Source organism: Pseudooceanicola nanhaiensis (assembly GCF_020171315.1).
In the GTDB taxonomy this organism is placed as follows: domain Bacteria; phylum Pseudomonadota; class Alphaproteobacteria; order Rhodobacterales; family Rhodobacteraceae; genus Pseudooceanicola; species Pseudooceanicola nanhaiensis_A.
Genome location: NZ_JAIUZP010000001.1, coordinates 952042 through 970028 on the forward strand (window position 1 = coordinate 952042; position 17987 = coordinate 970028).

Here is a 17987-nt window from a genome sequence, read left to right on the forward strand (position 1 = left end):
TGCCCACGCGCTATGTCAGCGCGGGCCGCGAGGTGCCGACGCTGTTTGCCCCGGTGGGGGCGCTCAAGGTCGTTCCGGCGACCGAGGGCAACCGCGCGACCGACGGCAACGACTACATCGAGGGCGGCGGCGGCTGCGACATCGTCTTTGGCGGACTTGGCCAGGACGACATCGTCGGCGGCTCGTCGAGCTTCTACAGCCTCGTGACCCCGGACCTGCGCCCCGATGGCATGGACATGCTCTTTGGCGGCACGGGCGACCGGATCGCGCGCAACGATGCCCGCGCGGCCGATGACGGCACCGGGGGCTTCGAGGACGAGGTCATCGGGGCAGGGCGCAATGCGCGCGATGCCGACGTGATCGCCGGCGACAACGCCGACATCGTCCGGCTGGTGGGGATCAACGGGATCGACCTGCTCGACCTCGCCCCGATCGAGCGCAGTGATCCGGCCGTCTTCGCTGCCGACTATGCGGCGCGCTACCTGCAGCGCAACGGGCTCTACCTCTCGTTCGATTACGACGTGAACATCGGTGAGTTCGAGGCGCCGAACGCCCTGGTGGCCGATACCGGCTACTCTGACGAGGGCGGCGAGCGGATCATCGTCCGCGGTGTCAGCCTGCTCGACTACACGCCGGGCGGACCCGACTACCAATCGGCGCTCTTCGACTTCGAGACCCCGCTTTCGACCGACAAGAACGCAGGTCTGGCACCGGGGGCCGACATGTGGCGCAAGACCTACGGCTTCTGGTCGCTGGTCGACATCGGCGCCGCGGACGAGGTCCACGGCGGCACCGGCGACGACATGATCTACCTCGGTGGCGGCAACGACATCGCCTATGGCGACGCCGACAACGACGACATCATCGGTGGCTGGGGCAACGACTGGATCTCGGGCGGGACCGGCACTGACGGGGTGCTGGGCGACGACGGGCGCATCTTCACCAGCCGCAACGAGGGGCTCAGCGACGATGGCGCGGTCAGCCTGAAGGGCAACACGCGCTCCTTCGGGAACTACGGGACCGAGTATTCCGAAAGCCTCTATGGCATCTGGGCGCTGCTCAATGGCGATCCCGACAGCCGCACCAGCCAGGGCAATGTCCTCAACGAGGAAATCTACACCCCCGGACAGGTGCAGCGCGCGCTGATCAACCGGGCGGGCGAGCTGACCAAGTCGGTGGACCTGACGCCCTATGACGTGGTGGAGGATGCGGTGCTGGTCGCCGTGACCTCGGCCAACCCGGCGGATCACGACCCGCTCTTCGCCGATGACGTGATTTTCGGCGGGCTCGGCGACGACTTCCTGCACGGTGGCTCGGGTGACGACGCGATCGGCGGGCAGGAGGCCCTGCCGGAAAGCTACGTCCAGCTCTATGGTGCCTCGGCGCCTCAGGGCCCCTACACCGACCTGCTGGGCCTGGCGCGGACCGACTACAGCCGCCCGTGGAACCCCGGCAACATGCTGATGTTCTTCGACGGTGATCCGCACTGGAACGAGCCGACCCCGGTCCGGGCACGCACCGGTGAATTCCTGCTCTACGATGAGTATGATCCGCGCCGGATCATCCTCTTCAACGCGGACGGCACCACCTGGGATGCGGACGACAATCCCGATCCGAACCTGATGGTGAACGGGGAGTATGCCTACAAGCACTTCTTCCTGAACGCCCGCGACAACGAGGGCATCCTGCTGGAGGGCTACACCGACTTCGAGCCCAACGGCACGCCGATCGAAAGCTCGATCCAGTCGGTGCACAGTGACGGCGACGACCGGATCTTCGGTGACATGGGGAACGACTGGCTCGTCGGCGGGACCGGGCGTGACCACATGTACGGCGGCTTCGGCAACGACCTGCTGAATGCCGACGACGTCATGGGCGGGCCGGGCAGCAGCTACGACAACGGGACCTTCGGTTCGGCCGACAATCCCGGCGGCGACATGGGGCTGAACGACACCCCGGAAACCCACTACAGCTGGGAAGACCGGGTCTTCGGCGGCGCAGGTCTGGATATCCTGATCGGCAACACCGGAGGCGACCGCCTGATCGACCACCTGGGCGAGTTCAACTCCTACATCGTGCCCTTCGCGCCCTTCGGGATCGCGACGGTCAGCCGGCAGGTGCCGCCGCAGCTGTGGGACTTCCTGGCCGCGCAGGCGGCCAGCGACGGCGTCGACATGACCCGGACCACGGATCAGGGCGACCCGAACCACGACAGCCGGTATTCGGCGGTGATCCAGCAACAGGGCGACCCCTATGGCGAGATCGGCCTGGTGACGCAGCGCGACCACGGGTTCTGGCAGGATCAATCCGGCCCGCCCACCGATCCGCAGGCCGGCAACATTCCCGGCGGGCGGCGCGACATCCTGCGGTCGGCGGACTTCAACGACCGCTCGGGCGACGGCTTCGCGGTGGACCGCGGCAAGTTCACGGCTACGGGCGGCGCGCTGCAGATCCAGTCTGAAACGACCTTCAGCACGGCCTCGGCGGTCTTCATGCTCGATGATTACCTGCCCACCTACTACGAGGTGCAGGCGACGCTGAGCATGGAGAAACCGACCGGTGGCTGGAAGGCCAACGCCTATATCATCTTCGACTACTTCAACGATCAGGACTTCAAGTTCGCGGGGATCAACATCTCCACCAACAAGATCGAGATGGGCTATGTCGATGCCGAGGGCTGGCATTACGTGGTGCAGTCCAACAAGCCTGTGCAGCTGAAGCCGAACACCAACTATGACGTCACTGTCGCGGTGAACGGCAACAACGTGACGCTGGCCGTGGCCGGGGTGAACTGGTTCACCTACGACTACGCCCCGCGGATCGATGTCTACGGCGAACCGATCCCGCTCAACCGGGGCATGGTCGGCGTCGGCATGGATGGCTCGAAGGGCAAGCTCGACAACTTCCGGGTGCAGGTGCTGCCGCCGACCTGGACCCTGGACGAGACCGACGACTTCGCGCCGCCGGTGCAGGAACTGCCGCGCGTCAGCCAGTCGAGCGGCTGGATCGAGACCTCGGGCACGCTGGTGGGCACCGTCAACGGGACGGCACCCGCGATGCAGACCGTCGACCTGGGCGTCGGGCTGATGGCGAACTCGGTGCTCGAGATGGAGGTCGATATCGAGACCTCCGGCATGGCCGGCTTCGTCTTCGATCGCTACGACGCGCTGAACTACAAGTTCGTCGCGCTCGATCCGACCACCGACAGGGTCCTCGTCGGCCATGCCTCGGCGGACGACGGGCTGGTGATCGACGCCACCTATGGCTTTGCGATGGCGCCGGACGCGATCCAGCACCTGAAGCTGACGATGCAGGGCGCGGGGCTCGCCATCTCGGTCAACGGGGCGATGGTGGCCAACTTCGGCTTCAACGCGGTGCTGGTCGATGGTGGCTTCGGTCTCACCGTCCTCGCCGGCGAGGCGACCTTCGACGACTTCCGTCTCGCGACCGACGACAAGACCTTCGAGACCGCGCTGAAACTCGCGGCGGAGTCCCAGTCCGAGGTCACGGGCGAGAGCTACATCTCGGCCGGCACGCTGGACGAGGAGGAACTGCAGCGGCTCTACGACGAGGCGCTGGAGGACTGGGTCGAGGCGGGGCTCGTCTCGGTCGAGGACGTCGAGGCGCTCGGGTCCATCACCCTCGTGGTGCAGGATCTCGAAGGGTCCACGCTGGCCCGGACCGTCGGGGAGGATCGCATCCTCATCGATGCCACGGCGGCGGGGGCTGGCTGGTACGTGCCGGGCGCCGGGGATACCGGCGGCGACACGGTGATCGGCAGCGGGGTCGACTTGCTGACGGTGCTGCGCCACGAGATCGGTCACCTGCTGGGCTACGAACATGACCAGCTGGCGATCATGGTCGAGGAACTGGAGGCCAGTACACGGATCGCCGTGACAGCCGATCCGGAGGCCGACACCACGGCCACGCCAGTCACGCCTGTGACGGAGGACGATCCCGGTCCTGCGACCCCAGCTCCGGCCCCGGTCACCACGCCCGGCAAGGGCAAGGGCAAGCAGGCGGCGCTGATCTTCGATGACGAAACCGGAACGCTGATCGCGGCGGAGGAGGCCGAACAGCTCTTCGCCGCCCGGCGCGAGGATGCCGCCCGGGTCGTGGTCTTCGCGGCCGCCGCCACGCTGGCCAAGCCGAAGCGCTCCGGTGCGGGTCAGGCCGCCGGTCTACCCGGTCAGGAAGCGCTCAAGGTCGATAGGAGGCTCGCGTCGGCCGAAACCGCGCCGCGCCGCAGGGGGCTGATGGGCTGGCTGCGCGGGAGCCGCTCCGCCTGAGAATGGCGATGGCTGCCCTGACGGCCTGAGACATGCAGGACGCGCCCGGCTCTGCCGGGCGCGTTTTGCATTCGGCGCGCGAGAGGCGGAACTCCGGGGGGCAGGGGGGCTGGCGACGGACGGATCCGCGCGTCATCGCGACAGGCGTGACCCCTGCGCAGCACGGCTCAAAAACGCGTCTAGGCGCCATGTGTGTCGAGATGTCGGGGAAAAGTGGCAGCCCGTAGGGGAATCGAACCCCTCTTTCCAGGTTGAAAACCTGGCGTCCTAACCGATAGACGAACGGGCCACTCTTGGTGTGGGCGGTGTTTAGGCAAAGCCGCGATCCGGCGCAAGGGGGAGAATGCGGTTTTCGCAGAAAATTCCGGGCGACCTGACGGCAACGCTGCGGATGTCGAAAAAACGAGGGAAACCGCGTGGTTACGGAGGTCCTCAGCCCTCGGAGGCCGGGGCTGCATCGTCGAGACGCATCTGAACCGACTGCCGCCCGCCCCAATCGTTGATCTCGATCTTGCCCGCGAGGTGGAATCGCCGCCCGTTGTGCCCTTCCAGCGCGGGCCCCAGCGGGCCGTCGAAGGCGCCGAAGCAGATCGCGTCGAGCCGCGCGCCCATGCCGTCGCCGAACCCGATCTTCAGGTGGCTCTCGCCCACGCGCTTGGCAAAGCTGATCTTCACATCCGGGAAGGCAAAGCGCGGCGCCGGGGCGCCCTGACCGTAGGGGCCCGCCTGTTCCAGCTGCTGCACCAGTTCCACGGTGGCGGCGCCGGGCATCAGCAGGGCATCGACGCGCAGGTCGGCCGGGCCTGCCTCGCCCGCGCCCTGTTTCGCCAGCAGCTCGGCGAGGCGCGCCATGGCGGGCTCCAGCTGGTCGCGCGCCACGGTCAGGCCTGCGGCCATCTTATGGCCGCCGCCCTTGATCAGCAGCCCCTCGGCGGCCAGCTTCTGGACCGAGGCGCCAAGGTCCACGCCCGCGATGGAGCGGCCCGAGCCCTTGCCCTCGCCCCCGTCGAGGCCGATCACCACGGCGGGGCGGTTGGTGGCCTCCTTGAGCCGCGAGGCGACGATGCCGACGACGCCGGGATGCCAGCCTTCGCCCGCCGCCCAGACGAGGGGGGCGTCGAGCCCGCGTTCCTCGGCCTGTTCCATGGCCACGTCACGGACGCGGTTCTCGATCTCGCGGCGTTCGCGGTTGAGCTGGTCGAGGCGTTCGGCGAGGGCCGCGGCCTCGTGCGGGTCGGTGGTGGCCAGCAGGCGCGCGCCGATGTCGGCCTTGCCGATCCGCCCGCCCGCGTTGACCCGCGGCCCCAGCAGGAAGCCGAGGTGGTAGGAATTCGGCATGGCGTTCATCTTGGCCACGTCGGCCAGCGCCGCCAGCCCCACGCGGTCGCGCCGCGCCATGACCTTCAGCCCCTGCCGCACCAGCGCCCGGTTCACGCCGATCAGCGGCGCCACGTCGGCCACGGTGCCAAGCGCCACGAGGTCGAGCATCGCCATCAGGTCGGGGCCCTTGGCGCCCTCGTCGCGCATCTGGCGGTTGGCCTCCACCAGCATGAGGAAGACCACGGCGGCGGCGCAGAGATGCGCGAGCGCCCCGTCCTCGTCCTGCCGGTTCGGGTTCACGCAGGCGACGCAATCGGGCAGAGTCTCGCCGCCGAGGTGGTGGTCGAGGATCACCACGTCGCAGCCCGCCGCCGCCACCGGCTCATGCGAAAGCGTGCCACAGTCGACGCAGACGATCAGGTCGTGCCGGCGGCCCAGCTCCTGCATGGCGGGCACGTTGGGGCCATAGCCCTCGTCGATCCGGTCGGGGATATAGAGCGTGGCCTCGCGGCCCATCTGGCGCAGCCAGTCGATCAGCAGCGCGGCCGAGGTGCCGCCGTCCACGTCGTAATCGGCAAAGACCGCGATCCGCTGGCGCTTCTTCACTGCGGCGAGGAAGCGGGCGGCGGCCTTCTCCATGTCGCGCAGAGACCGGGGATCGGGCAGCAGGGTGCCGAGCTTGGGCTCAAGGAAGGCCGCGGCCTCCTCGGGCGGCACGCCGCGCCGCGCCAGCACCTGGCACAGCGGGCGGGGCAGGGCGGTGACCTGCTCCATCGCCTCGGCCATGCGGTCCACCTCGGCCCCCGGGCCGACCCAGCGGCGGCCCGTGAGCGAGGCGGAGATGCCGAGGAAATCCGACAAACCGGGCCTCAGACCTGCTCGATCCGCAGGGTGACCGGGCCCGAGACCACCACGCCGGTGGCCTGCATCGCCTCGATCGCGCGGTCGAGATCGTTGCGCAGGCACTTGTGGGTGACGATCAGCACCGGGGCGCAGGATTCGTCATGGTCATACTGGCGCAGTCGGTGGATCGAGATGCCCTCGCTGCCAAGCGCGGTGGCCACCTTGGCAAGCGCACCGGGTTTGTCCTGCAGCATCATGCGCAGGTAGTAGGGCGCGGCCGAAACGGAGCGTGCAGGCGTGGCCGCCTCCAGCGTGGCGGCGGGCTGGCCGAAGACCGGCAGGCGGAAGCCGCGCGCGATGTCGCAGATGTCGGAGAGCACGGCCGAGGCGGTCGGCCCTTCGCCGGCGCCGGCGCCGCGCAGGACGATCTGGCCCACGGCGTCGCCTTCCAGCACCACCATGTTGGTGCCGCCTTCCAGCTGACCCAGCGGCGAGGAGGCGGGCACGAGGCAGGGCGCCATGCGCTGTTCAAGCCCGCGGCCGGTCTTGCGGCTCACCCCCAGCAGCTTGATGCGATAGCCCATGTCGGCGGCCTGACGGATGTCGTCGATGGTGATCTCGCCGATGCCTTCCAGCTCCATGTCGTCGAAGGCGACCTGCGTGCCGAAGGCGACCGAGGCGAGGATCGACAGCTTGTGGCCCGCGTCGATGCCGCCCACGTCAAGTTCGGGATCGGCCTCCAGATAGCCCAGCTGGCGGGCCTCCTCGAAGACTTCCTCGTAGGGCAGGCCCGCGCTTTCCATCCGGGTCAGGATGTAGTTGCAGGTGCCGTTCATGACGCCCATGACGCGGGTGATCTCGTTCCCGGCCAGCCCTTCGAGCAGGGATTTCACGACCGGGATGCCCCCTGCGACGGCGGCCTCGTAGCGGATCACGCGGCCCGCGCCCTCGGCCAGTTCGGCCAGCGCCTGACCGTTCACGGCCAGCATCGCCTTGTTCGCGGTGACCACGTCCTTGCCGGCCTTCAGGGCGGCCTCGGTCGCGGCCTTGGCGGGGCCGTCGGCGCCGCCCATCAGCTCGACGAAGATGTCGACGTCGTCGCGCGTGGCGAGCTTCACGGGATCGTCTTCCCATGCGTAACCGGCAAGCGAAACGCCGCGGTCCTTGTCGCGGGTGCGGGCAGAGACGGCGGTGATGACGATCTCGCGGCCCGTGCGGGCGGTCAGCATGGCGGCCTGTCGGCGGATAATGCGGACGACGCCAACGCCCACGGTGCCGAGGCCGGCGATCCCGAGGCGGAGCGGTGCGGCGGTCTGGCTCATGCTGTTCTCCCGATGTTCAGAGTGCGGTTTTGCCGGGGATAATCGGTTCGGGGGCGGCGTGCAACGCGGCTTTCACGGTGGCCTGCGGCCTTTTTCCCCGATCCCTCTGCCTGGGGTCCTACTCGGACAGGGTCCGGTTGCGCAGCCGGTCTGCCCGGGCCCGCAATCCGGCCGCGCGGGCCTCCAGCTGGGCCTGTGTCTCGGGCGTGGCGGTCTGGGCGGCGGCGGCCCCGTCGAGGATGCGGACCACCGGCATCACCTTGGGATAGGGGGCGGCGGCGGCCTCGGGGCTGATCGTGCCCTCCAGCGCCGGGATCTCGGCGCAGCCCGCCGTCAGCAGGCAGCCCGCCACGAGGGCAGGCAGGAGACGGGGGGAGGGGCGATCAGCTCGGCGCATGCCTGTTCATTGCCCCAAGCCCCGGCCGCTTGCAAGCGCGCAGAGGCTGCGGCGGCCTTGCCGCTGCTTACCGGCTTGAACGCGCCGGGGGGGCAGGTAGAAAGGACGCCATGGCCCGCACCCAAGGTTCCTTTGCCGCCCAGACCGGCCCCCGCGTCCGCGCCGCGGCCCTGACGCTCTTTGCCCGTCAGGGCTATGCCGCCGTCTCCATGCGCCAGATCGCGGCGGAAGTGGGGATGCAGGTCGGCGGGCTCTATAACTACGTCAGCGACAAGCAGTCCCTGCTGATGGACCTGCTGACCGTCCACATGGAAGAGGTCCTGACCGCGCTGGAGGCCGAGCCGCGCCCGGCCGATCCGGTGGCCGCGCTGGAAAGCTTCACCCGGTTCCACCTGCGCTTCCACACGGAGCGGCCCGACGAGGTCTTCATCTCCTACATGGAACTGCGCAACCTGACGGAGGAGAACTTCGCCACGCTGGAGGCGATGCGGGCCCGCTACGAGGCGCAGCTTGAGGCCATCCTGAGCGACGGACAGGCGGCGGGCGCGTTCCACATCACCGATGCGCGGGTCAGCACTAGGGCGCTGATCGCCATGCTGACCGGGGTGACCACATGGTATCGCCCGGGCGGCAAGCTGACGCTGGCGGAACTGGAAGAGATCTATTGCGCCCTCGTGCTGGGCGCTGTAGGCGGGCGACCCTGACCGGACCCAAGCGAGATCTCGCGCGGCTCTGGACAGACCCCGCCCCCGGACCGATATTCCCTACATGAGCCTGCCACCCGGATTCCTCGATGAACTGCGCACCCGCCTGAGCCTGAGCCAGGTCGTGGGTCGCAAGGTCATGTGGGATCAACGGAAATCGAACCAGGCCAAGGGCGACTGGTGGGCGCCATGCCCCTTCCACCACGAAAAATCCGCGTCTTTCCATGTGGATGACCAGAAGGGCTTCTACTACTGCTTCGGCTGCCACGCCAAGGGCGACGCGATTTCCTTCGTGCGTGAGACCGAGAACACCGGCTTCATGGAGGCGGTGGAGATCCTCGCCCGCGAGGCCGGGCTCCAGATGCCCGCACGGGACCCGCAGGCGCAGAAGAAGGCCGACAAGCGCAGCCAGCTGGTCGAGGTCATGGAAGCCGCGGTGCAATATTACCGGATGCAGCTCTCCACCGGAGCGGCCACCGAGGCGCGCGCCTACCTCGAACGCCGCGGGTTGCGCGGCGAGGCGCTGCAACGCCACGAGATCGGCTTTGCGCCCAATGCCCGGCAAGGCGCCTTCCAGCACCTGACCGCCAAAGGCATTTCGCCCGAGTTGATCATCGAGGCGGGCATCTGCGCCAAGCCCGATGAACCGGGCCGCAATGCCGCGCCCTATGACCGGTTCCGCGACCGGATCATGTATCCGATCCGCGATGCCCGGGGCCGCTGCATCGCCTTCGGCGGCCGCGCGATGGACCCGAATGCGCGGGCCAAGTACCTGAATTCGCCGGAAACGCCGCTCTTCGACAAGAGCCGCTCTCTCTACAATCACGGGCCCGCGCGGGCGGCGGCAGGCAAGGGGCAGCCTGTCATCGTGGCCGAAGGCTACATGGACGTGATCGCTCTGGTCGAGGCTGGCTTCGGCGGGGCCGTGGCGCCCTTGGGGACGGCGGTGACGGAACACCAACTCCAGATGCTGTGGCAGATGTCGCCGGAGCCGATCGTGGCGCTGGATGGCGATGCCGCGGGCTTCCGCGCCGCGCTCAGGGTGATTGACCTTGCCCTGCCGCTGCTGGAGGCGGGCCGCGCCCTGCGCTTTGCCCTGATGCCCGAGGGCAAGGACCCCGACGACCTGATCAAGGCCGAGGGCGCCGAGGCCATGCAGAAGGTGCTGGAGGGCGCCCTGCCGATGGTCAACCTGCTCTGGCAGCGTGAGGTCGAGGGCAAGACCTTCGACAGCCCGGAACGGCGTGCGGCGCTCGACAAGACGCTGCGGCTGAAGCTGCAGCAGATCAAGGACACCTCGCTGCGCCGCCATTATGGCGACGCGATCTTCGACCTGCGTCAGGACCTCTTCAAGCGCCGCCGCGACAGCGATGGCCGCGGGGACGGGGGCTTTGACGGCGGGTTCAACGGCGGTGGCTTCAACGGAGGCGGCTTCTCCGGCAAGCGCGGTCCGCGCAAGCCGTGGTCGCCCGGCGGGCGCAACGTGGCGCTGCCGCCCACGGCCTCGACCAAGGCCTCGCCGCTGGCGATGGACGACGACAGCGTGCAGGAGCGCCTGCGCGAGGCGGTCATTCTGGCCGCGCTGATCCTGATGCCGGAACTGGTGCTGGAATTCGACATGCAGGTCGAACGCATGGCCTGTTCCGACCCGCATCACGCCGCCCTACGCCGCCTGATCCTGACCCATGCGGGCAACGGATCGGAGGCGCTGCAGGAGGCGATCGCCTACGAAATGGGCCCCCACGCGGTTGATTCCTTCTTGTCCAATCCCCATGTGGCGCTTACGCCCCCGGTACGCCGCCGCGGGGATGTTGAGATCGCCCGCATGACGGTGGCCGAGGAACTGGCCAAGCTTTCCGCCCAGCATGGGCTGCGTGGCGAAATAGAAGAGGCGCTGGAAGAATTCGACGGTCCTGCGGACGAGACCCTGACCTATCGTCTGGGCGAGGCTGCACAGGCCCGAAATCGTGCGGCCCGGTCCCTGCAGGAGGATAAGGCCGAGTACGACCTGGGCGCGAATGGCGCCCGAATCAACCGGGAAGAACGCAGTGCGCTGGATGCGCTGATGGAGACGATTCGCTTCACCAAGCCTCGTAAGTGAAGACTTGGTGACGAAAATATAAAGAAAACGGGGTAAACGGGTGTGCGAATCGAGGATTCGCGTTATTGATTCGGACCATCGAATCATCCCGAGCCCGCTTTTAGGAGCACCGCATGGCCGCCAAGGACAATACCGAAGAGACCCAGCAGGAAGACCAGGAGCAGGAAGTCTCGCTCGATATGAGCCAGGCACAGGTCAAGAAGATGATTGCGGAAGCGCGCGAGCGTGGCTTCATCACCTATGACCAGCTGAACCAGGTCCTGCCGCCCGATCAGGTCTCCTCGGAACAGATCGAGGACGTGATGTCGATGCTCTCCGAAATGGGCATCAACATCATCGAAGACGACGAGGTCGAGGAAGAGGAACAGAAATCCACCGCCGTGGTCGAGACCAACTCGAACCGCGACGTGGCGCTGTCCTCGGGCACGCAGGAAAAGCTCGACCGCACCGATGACCCGGTGCGCATGTACCTGCGCGAGATGGGCTCGGTCGAACTGCTGTCGCGCGAGGGCGAGATCGCCATCGCCAAGCGGATCGAGGCCGGTCGCAACACGATGATCGCAGGGCTCTGCGAAAGCCCGCTGACCTTCCAGGCAATCACGATCTGGCGCGACGAACTTCTGTCCGAAGACATTCTGCTGCGCGACGTGATCGACCTCGAAACCACCTTCGGCGATCAGCTGGGCGACGACGAGGCGCCGGTCGTGGATGCGGCCAATGTCTCCACCGCGCCCAATGCAGAGCGCAGCAAGGGGCAGGAACTCGACGCGGACGGCAACCCGATCTCCTCGGACGATGACGAGGACGAGGACGACCAGGCGAACATGTCGCTGGCCGCGATGGAGGCCGCGCTGAAGCCGCGCGTGCTCGAAACGCTGGACCGCATCGCCTCCGATTACGCCACCCTGTCGGAAATTCAGGACAGCCGGATCAGCGCCACGCTGAACGAGGACGGCTCCTTCTCCGCCGAGGAAGAGGCCGAGTACCAGACGCTGCGCTCCGAGATCGTGAAGCTGGTGAACGAGCTTCACCTGCACAACAACCGGATCGAGGCGCTGATCGACCAGCTCTATGGCATCAACCGCCGGATCATGCAGATCGACAGCGCCATGGTGAAGCTGGCGGACCAGGCCCGCATCAACCGGCGCGAGTTCATCGATGAGTACCGCGGTCACGAGCTGGACCCGAACTGGATGGACCGCATGTCGGAGAAGGCCGGCCGCGGCTGGCAAATGTTCTTCGAACGCTCCGCCGACAAGGTCGAGGAACTGCGCAACGACATGGCGCAGGTCGGCACCTATGTCGGCCTCGACATCTCGGAATTCCGCCGCATCGTCCAACAGGTGCAGAAGGGCGAGAAAGAGGCCCGTCAGGCCAAGAAGGAAATGGTCGAGGCGAACCTGCGCCTCGTAATCTCCATCGCCAAGAAGTACACGAACCGCGGCCTGCAATTCCTTGATCTCATTCAGGAAGGCAACATCGGCCTGATGAAGGCCGTGGACAAGTTCGAGTACCGCCGCGGCTACAAGTTCTCGACCTATGCGACCTGGTGGATCCGTCAGGCGATCACCCGGTCCATCGCGGACCAGGCGCGCACGATCCGTATCCCGGTCCACATGATCGAGACGATCAACAAGCTGGTCCGCACCGGACGCCAGATGCTGCACGAGATCGGCCGCGAGCCGACCCCGGAAGAGCTGGCCGAGAAGCTGCAGATGCCGCTCGAGAAGGTCCGCAAGGTGATGAAGATCGCCAAGGAGCCGATCTCCCTCGAAACCCCGATCGGGGACGAGGAAGACAGCCAGCTGGGCGATTTCATCGAGGACAAGAACGCGATCCTGCCGCTGGACAGCGCCATTCAGGAAAACCTGAAGGAGACCACGACCCGCGTTCTGGCCTCGCTCACCCCGCGCGAGGAGCGGGTTCTGCGGATGCGTTTCGGCATCGGCATGAACACCGACCACACGCTGGAAGAGGTGGGTCAGCAGTTCTCGGTCACCCGCGAACGTATCCGCCAGATCGAGGCAAAGGCGCTGCGCAAGCTCAAGCACCCGAGCCGCTCGCGCAAGCTGCGGTCGTTCCTCGACCAGTAAGCCCGCAGGGCAGTGACAAACATCTGAAAGGCGCGCGGACCTCCGTGCGCCTTTTTCCATGCGCGCTCTGGCCGTCGCTCTGCCCTTGGTCTCGGCACCTGACCGGGCCGCCAAGGGTGCCAAGGTCCGGAATCCCTGACTGTCGCGCCTGCGTAAGAAGTTGTTATGCCTTCTCCCGTCTCATGGCCTTGGAACGATTTTCGCCATCGGGGCGTTATTTGATCAAAGAACGAAGGATGCGATTATGCGCAAGGCCCTCATTTCCCTGTCTTTCATCGCCGTTGCCGCGACGGCTTCGGCCGCCTTTGCGGCCTATTCCGTGATCGACGGTTCGCACAACGATCTGGTGTCGCCGTCGGAGTTCTATGACCCGTCCGAGCCGGTGCTGATCGAAGTCAGCCCCGAGGAACTCGGGCGCTGCGTGATGACGATCGCCAGCGTCTTCCAGCCGCCGGTGGATGACAGCGCCCCCCTTCAGATGTCCTCGGACATGCCGCCCGCACCGCCGGTGCGCTGCGTGGCGAAGTGACCCGCTTGCCCGCGGGGCAGGGGCCGGTCTAGGCTGGCCCCGACGTCCCGACGGCAGGCAGCATGGCCCATACCACCTTCACGATCCCGACCCGCGGCCCCGGCCTTTATGAATTCACCCGGCAGGTGGCGGACTGGGTGTCCGATCACGACCGGGACGAGGGGCTTCTGACGCTCTTCGTCCGTCACACCTCCGCCTCGCTCCTGATCCAGGAGAACGCCGACCCGGAGGTGCGCAGCGATCTGACCGAGTTCTTTCACCGCCTCGTGCCGCCCTCGGATGATCCCGCCATGTCTTACCTGACCCACACCTACGAGGGGCCGGACGACATGCCCGCCCATATCAAGGCCGCGCTGCTGCCGGTCAGCCTGTCGATCCCGGTCCGGGCCGGGCGGATGGTGCTGGGCACATGGCAGGGGATCTATCTCTTCGAGCACCGGCGCGCGCCCCATGCCCGTCAGGTCGCAGCACATCTAGGTCATTGAATTCGGTACTACCCAAGGCTTCGTGGCTGTCCTATAGTCGCTGTGGATAAGTTGGGGCATGAACCCCACAACGTGACGAGGCGGAAGTGAAAAGGGGACCGGCTGATGCGCTGTCCGTTTTGCGGCAATATTGATACCCAGGTGAAGGATTCCCGCCCGGCGGAAGATCACGCGGCCATCCGGCGCCGGCGGTTCTGCCCGGCCTGCGGCGGGCGCTTCACCACCTATGAACGCGTCCAACTGCGCGATCTGGTCGTGATCAAGTCCAACGGGCGGCGGGAAGATTTCGACCGCGACAAGCTGGAGCGTTCGATCCGGATCTCGATGCAGAAACGCCCGGTGGAGCCGGAGCGGATCGACCAGATGATCAGCGGCATCGTGCGTCGCCTCGAAAGCATGGGCGAGACGGACATTCCCTCCAAGGTGATCGGCGAGATCGTGATGGAGGCCCTGGCCCGGATCGACACCGTGGCCTACGTGCGGTTCGCGAGTGTTTACAAGAACTTCCAGGCTGCCGACGACTTCGATCGCTTCGTGAGCGAACTGCGTCCGCCGGTCCTGCCCGAGGACAAGCCCGGCGACGACGGGTGAGCGAGGCAGACGACCGACGCTTCCTGGCGATGGCCCTCTCGTTGGGCCGTCGCGGGCGCGGGCAGACATGGCCGAACCCCGCGGTCGGCTGCGTTCTGGTCAAGGACGGCCGCGTCGTCGGGCGCGGCTGGACCCAGCCCGGCGGGCGGCCCCACGCGGAGCCTGTGGCGCTTGCTCAGGCGGGCGCGGCCGCGCGCGGCGCCACCGCCTATGTCTCCCTCGAACCCTGCGCCCATCACGGCAAGACCCCGCCCTGCGCCGAGGCGCTGATCGCCGCGGGCGTGGCCCGTGTTGTGGCGCCGCTGGAAGACAGCGACGCCCGCGTTTCCGGTCAGGGCTTTGCCATGTTGCGTGCCGCCGGGATCGAGGTCTCCACCGGGCTGCTGGCGCAGGAGGCGCTGCATGATCACGCGGGCTTCTTCCTGCGCACCGAACAGGGCCGCCCCCTCGTCACGCTGAAACTGGCCCTGTCCCTCGACGGGCGGATCGCCACGGCCAGCGGCGAGAGCCAGTGGATCACCGGCCCCGAGGCACGCCGCCACGTCCACCTGCTGCGCCACCGCCATGACGCGGTGATGGTGGGGGCGGGTACGGCGCGCGCCGACGATCCCGCGCTCACCGTGCGCGGCATGGGCGTGACCCGCCAGCCGGTCCGCGTGGTGGTCTCGCGCCGCCTCGACCTGCCGCTACTGGGGCAACTGGCCCGGACGGCAAACGAGGTGCCGGTCTGGCTCTGCCACGGGGCGGATGCCGATGCGACGCTGGTGCGGACATGGCAGGGGCTCGGCGCGCGGCTCTTCTCCTGCGCGCTGCGCGATCGTCAGCTCGACCCCGCCGCGGTGCTGCAGGCGCTCGGCGGCGCCGGCCTCACGCGGGTCTTCTGCGAAGGGGGCGGAGCGCTCGCGGCCTCGCTGCTGCAGGCGGATCTGGTCGATGAACTCATCGTCTTCTCCGCAGGCGTCGCCCTTGGGGCCGAAGGCCGCCCCGGCCTCGGCGCGCTTGGCATCGACCGCCTTGCCGAGGCTCCGCGCTTCACCCTGCGGGAAACCCGCGCCCTTGGCGGCGACGTGATGCACCGCTGGCACAGGGCGACCTGTTAAGGGACCACCTGCCGCGGCGGCCCGCTCACCGCCAAGGTTCACCCCGGGCGCGCCTCAAGCCCCAACGATTCCCCGCCGCAGGCCCGTCCCAAAACCGCAGTCCCCTCATCCACTGTTCCCAAATATCCTCGGGGGACGGCCCGCAGGGCCGGGGGGCAGACAGCCCCCTCTCCCCTCACCGCCAGAGCGACGCTCGGCTCGCCAGCAGCCCCTGCACCTTCGCCAGCAGCCGCAGCCCCGGTCCGCGTCGCCCGATGGCGCCCTCCGCCAGCCGTTCCAGCGCCAGTTCCACCGCGCAGGGCAGCCCGCTGACCGGATCACGGTAGCGCGGATAATCGATCAGCGCTGCGTGGACGAGGCCCGCCAGCGTCACATGGGCCTGCCGCCGTTCCGGCATGGGCCCGAGGTCGCGGGTCAGGCCCCAGCCAGCATAGAAGGGCGCGCCGAGCACGGTAATCCTGCGCCCGCGCAGCAGCGCCTCGAAACCGGTGAGGGAGGTGATGGTCCAGACCTCGTCGACTGCCTCCAGCAATTGCGCCATGTCCTGCTGTGCGACCTCGGCATCGGCCAGAGCCGCGACGTCTTCGGGCGCCACCGCGCCTGGCCGCAGCCCGGCGGTGACATCCGGATGCGGGCGGTAGAGGATCACCGCTTCCGGGTTGGCGGTCCGGGCGGCCTGCAGCAGCGCAAGGTTGGTGCGCACCTCGCCGGCGCCGAGACGGATCGAGGCGTCGTCCTCCACCTGTCCGGGCACGAGGATGCGGTAGCCCTCGGGCAGCGGTGCGTCGTCACCGGGCAGGTTGTACTTGGTCAGCCCGCGCGCCACGAGGGCGCGGGTCAGCGCCTCGGCCCGGGCCTGCTGTTCGGGGCGCAGGCGGGCGCGGGTCGCGATCATCCGTTCGAGGCGGCTCTCGCGGGTCGGATCGTAGTAGATGCCGAGATCGTCAAGCGCCAGCGACAGCGGCGGCACCAGCTCCGCCCCCAGCCCGCGCGAGCGCAGGAAGCCATCCTCCAGCCGCCAGGCCTCGCTGCCCTCGGCGGCCTTCCCGGCCCAGACCATGGTGCGGGCAGGCGGCGTGGCCTCCCGTCCGGAGAAACGCACACGGCGTTGCCCGCCAAAGAACCCCTGCACGAACGGCCGTTTCCACAGCCGCATCCCCTGCGCGACCCATCCGTGACGATCTTCGCGCCACGCCCGGACCTGCGCCTCGAACTGGCCGAGCGCCTCCTCGAAGGTGGCCAGCCGGTCGCGGGCGGGATCGTACCATGTCGGGTAAAGCAGCATCGCCCCGGCAAAGAGCTGAGCCGCGGTGAGGCTGCGGCCCCGGCGCGGCGCGCGCAGGGGCAGGGGATGGCGATCCTCGGTCAGACCCCATCCGGCATAGAAGGGCTGGCCGTAGACCCGGGGACGGTGGCCCGCGAGGATCGCCTCGAAGCCAAGCTGCGAGGTCACGACATAGACCGCCACGGCGCCTTCCAGCAGCGCCCAGGGGCTGACCGGATCGGAGAAGAGTGTGACGCGCTCGCTGGTGTCCTGATCGGTGAAATAGCCGGACCGGTGGCCCTGCGCTGTCTCCGGGTGGGTCTTGATCAGCACCGGCGCGCCGGGGTTCTCCTCCTGCGCGTAGTAGAGCATCTCGCGGAAGGTGTTCGCATCCGCCCCGCCGTGGGTGACCGAGGCATCGCCGCGGGTCTGGTCGATGACGAGGACATAGCCCGGCGCGGGCAGGGGCGCCTCGGGATCGACGGCGGAATACTTGGTGAGATGGGCCTCGCGCAGCCGGGCGATGCCGCCACGGGCGCGGTTCAGCAGCGCGGTGTCATCCAGCGGATGACTCGCCAGCAGCACCTCGAGGTCCGAGGGCTGTGCCGCGTCGAAATAGGCACCACGCTGGTCGATCAGCAGGCCAAGCGGCGGTTCCCCGGCGCGTCCGGGATGGAGCGAGCGCAGGAAGGCATCCTCGATCCTGAGAAGCGACGCGCCGCTGGCCTCGGCCACGGCCTCGCCCCGGTGGGCATAAGCAGCCCGGCCCCAGACCGCGATCAGGTCGTCCGGCCCCATCCGGCGGGCGGGACGGCCCGGTGTCAGGTCATAACCCGCCAGCGTCAGGATGCGCCGCAGGCGCCGCTGGCGCAGGAAACCGGCGGTGTAGAAATGCAGCCGCCGGCGGGAGGACCCGCCGGCGGCATCATCATGGAAACGCTCGTCCATC

At 68.0% G+C, this 17987-nt stretch carries 12 protein-coding genes and 1 tRNA gene (1 of these 13 running past the window's edge); 8 read left to right on the forward strand and 5 right to left on the reverse strand.

Features of this window, described 5'->3' with window-relative positions; genetic code table 11:
* Positions 1-4289 carry the 3' portion of an LEPR-XLL domain-containing protein gene (locus LCM32_RS04330; RefSeq protein ID WP_224819812.1) on the forward strand. The gene continues 25135 nt to the left of window position 1, outside the view, so the window shows 4289 of its 29424 coding nt (coding positions 25136-29424); its start codon lies beyond the left edge, outside the window; it ends in the stop codon at positions 4287-4289.
* Between the two features lie 214 nt (positions 4290-4503).
* Here the strand turns inward: LCM32_RS04330 and LCM32_RS04335 are convergent.
* The 4 genes from LCM32_RS04335 to LCM32_RS04350 form a co-directional block, all read right to left on the reverse strand.
* A tRNA-Glu gene (locus LCM32_RS04335) sits at positions 4504-4578 on the reverse strand.
* A 143-nt stretch (positions 4579-4721) separates the two neighbouring features.
* The gene (recJ, locus tag LCM32_RS04340) at positions 4722-6470 is read right to left on the reverse strand and encodes a single-stranded-DNA-specific exonuclease RecJ (protein ID WP_224819813.1); all 1749 of its coding nucleotides are present in this window, start codon (positions 6468-6470) and stop codon (positions 4722-4724) included.
* An 8-nt stretch (positions 6471-6478) separates the two neighbouring features.
* Complete coding sequence (locus LCM32_RS04345; protein ID WP_224819814.1) at positions 6479-7774, reverse strand: homoserine dehydrogenase; 1296 nt, start codon at positions 7772-7774, stop codon at positions 6479-6481.
* Between the two features lie 118 nt (positions 7775-7892).
* Positions 7893-8171 (reverse strand): hypothetical protein, encoded by a 279-nt coding sequence (locus LCM32_RS04350; protein ID WP_224819815.1) that lies wholly within the window; start codon positions 8169-8171, stop codon positions 7893-7895.
* Positions 8172-8281: 110 nt separating this feature from the next.
* Between LCM32_RS04350 and LCM32_RS04355 the strand changes: the two genes are divergently transcribed.
* From LCM32_RS04355 to ribD, 7 genes are all read left to right on the forward strand, one after another.
* Positions 8282-8875: a TetR/AcrR family transcriptional regulator gene (locus LCM32_RS04355; RefSeq protein WP_224819816.1), complete on the forward strand. Its 594-nt coding sequence runs from the start codon at positions 8282-8284 to the stop codon at positions 8873-8875.
* A 64-nt stretch (positions 8876-8939) separates the two neighbouring features.
* Positions 8940-10976 carry a DNA primase gene (gene dnaG / locus LCM32_RS04360; protein WP_224819817.1) on the forward strand — a complete coding sequence of 679 codons (2037 nt, stop codon included), beginning with the start codon at positions 8940-8942 and terminating at the stop codon, positions 10974-10976.
* A gap of 113 nt (positions 10977-11089) precedes the next feature.
* Entirely contained in the window at positions 11090-13069 is a 1980-nt protein-coding gene (rpoD, locus tag LCM32_RS04365) for an RNA polymerase sigma factor RpoD (RefSeq protein WP_224819818.1), read from the forward strand.
* Positions 13070-13313: 244 nt separating this feature from the next.
* Positions 13314-13598 (forward strand): hypothetical protein, encoded by a 285-nt coding sequence (locus LCM32_RS04370; protein WP_224819819.1) that lies wholly within the window; start codon positions 13314-13316, stop codon positions 13596-13598.
* Positions 13599-13660: 62 nt separating this feature from the next.
* Positions 13661-14083, forward strand: a complete 423-nt coding sequence (locus LCM32_RS04375) for a secondary thiamine-phosphate synthase enzyme YjbQ (protein WP_224819820.1) — start codon at positions 13661-13663, stop codon at positions 14081-14083.
* Positions 14084-14188: 105 nt separating this feature from the next.
* Entirely contained in the window at positions 14189-14674 is a 486-nt protein-coding gene (gene nrdR, locus LCM32_RS04380; protein WP_224819821.1) for a transcriptional regulator NrdR, read from the forward strand.
* Entirely contained in the window at positions 14671-15774 is a 1104-nt protein-coding gene (gene ribD, locus LCM32_RS04385; RefSeq protein ID WP_318246170.1) for a bifunctional diaminohydroxyphosphoribosylaminopyrimidine deaminase/5-amino-6-(5-phosphoribosylamino)uracil reductase RibD, read from the forward strand. The genes nrdR and ribD overlap by 4 nt, the downstream gene beginning before the upstream one ends.
* Before the next feature lie 175 nt (positions 15775-15949).
* On the opposite strand, the gene LCM32_RS04390 is transcribed toward ribD, so the two are convergent.
* Entirely contained in the window at positions 15950-17986 is a 2037-nt protein-coding gene (locus LCM32_RS04390) for a capsular polysaccharide biosynthesis protein (protein ID WP_224819822.1), read from the reverse strand.
* Between the last annotated feature and the right edge of the window lies 1 nt (position 17987).

Coding starts and splice junctions, on each gene's coding strand:
- LCM32_RS04345 (WP_224819814.1), bottom strand. CDS start 7,774: ATGAGCCAGACCGCCGCACCGCTCCGCCTCGGGATCGCCGGCCTCGGC.
- LCM32_RS04350 (WP_224819815.1), bottom strand. CDS start 8,171: ATGCGCCGAGCTGATCGCCCCTCCCCCCGTCTCCTGCCTGCCCTCGTG.
- LCM32_RS04355 (WP_224819816.1), top strand. CDS start 8,282: ATGGCCCGCACCCAAGGTTCCTTTGCCGCCCAGACCGGCCCCCGCGTC.
- dnaG (WP_224819817.1), top strand. CDS start 8,940: ATGAGCCTGCCACCCGGATTCCTCGATGAACTGCGCACCCGCCTGAGC.
- rpoD (WP_224819818.1), top strand. CDS start 11,090: ATGGCCGCCAAGGACAATACCGAAGAGACCCAGCAGGAAGACCAGGAG.
- LCM32_RS04370 (WP_224819819.1), top strand. CDS start 13,314: ATGCGCAAGGCCCTCATTTCCCTGTCTTTCATCGCCGTTGCCGCGACG.
- LCM32_RS04375 (WP_224819820.1), top strand. CDS start 13,661: ATGGCCCATACCACCTTCACGATCCCGACCCGCGGCCCCGGCCTTTAT.
- nrdR (WP_224819821.1), top strand. CDS start 14,189: ATGCGCTGTCCGTTTTGCGGCAATATTGATACCCAGGTGAAGGATTCC.
- LCM32_RS04390 (WP_224819822.1), bottom strand. CDS start 17,986: ATGGACGAGCGTTTCCATGATGATGCCGCCGGCGGGTCCTCCCGCCGG.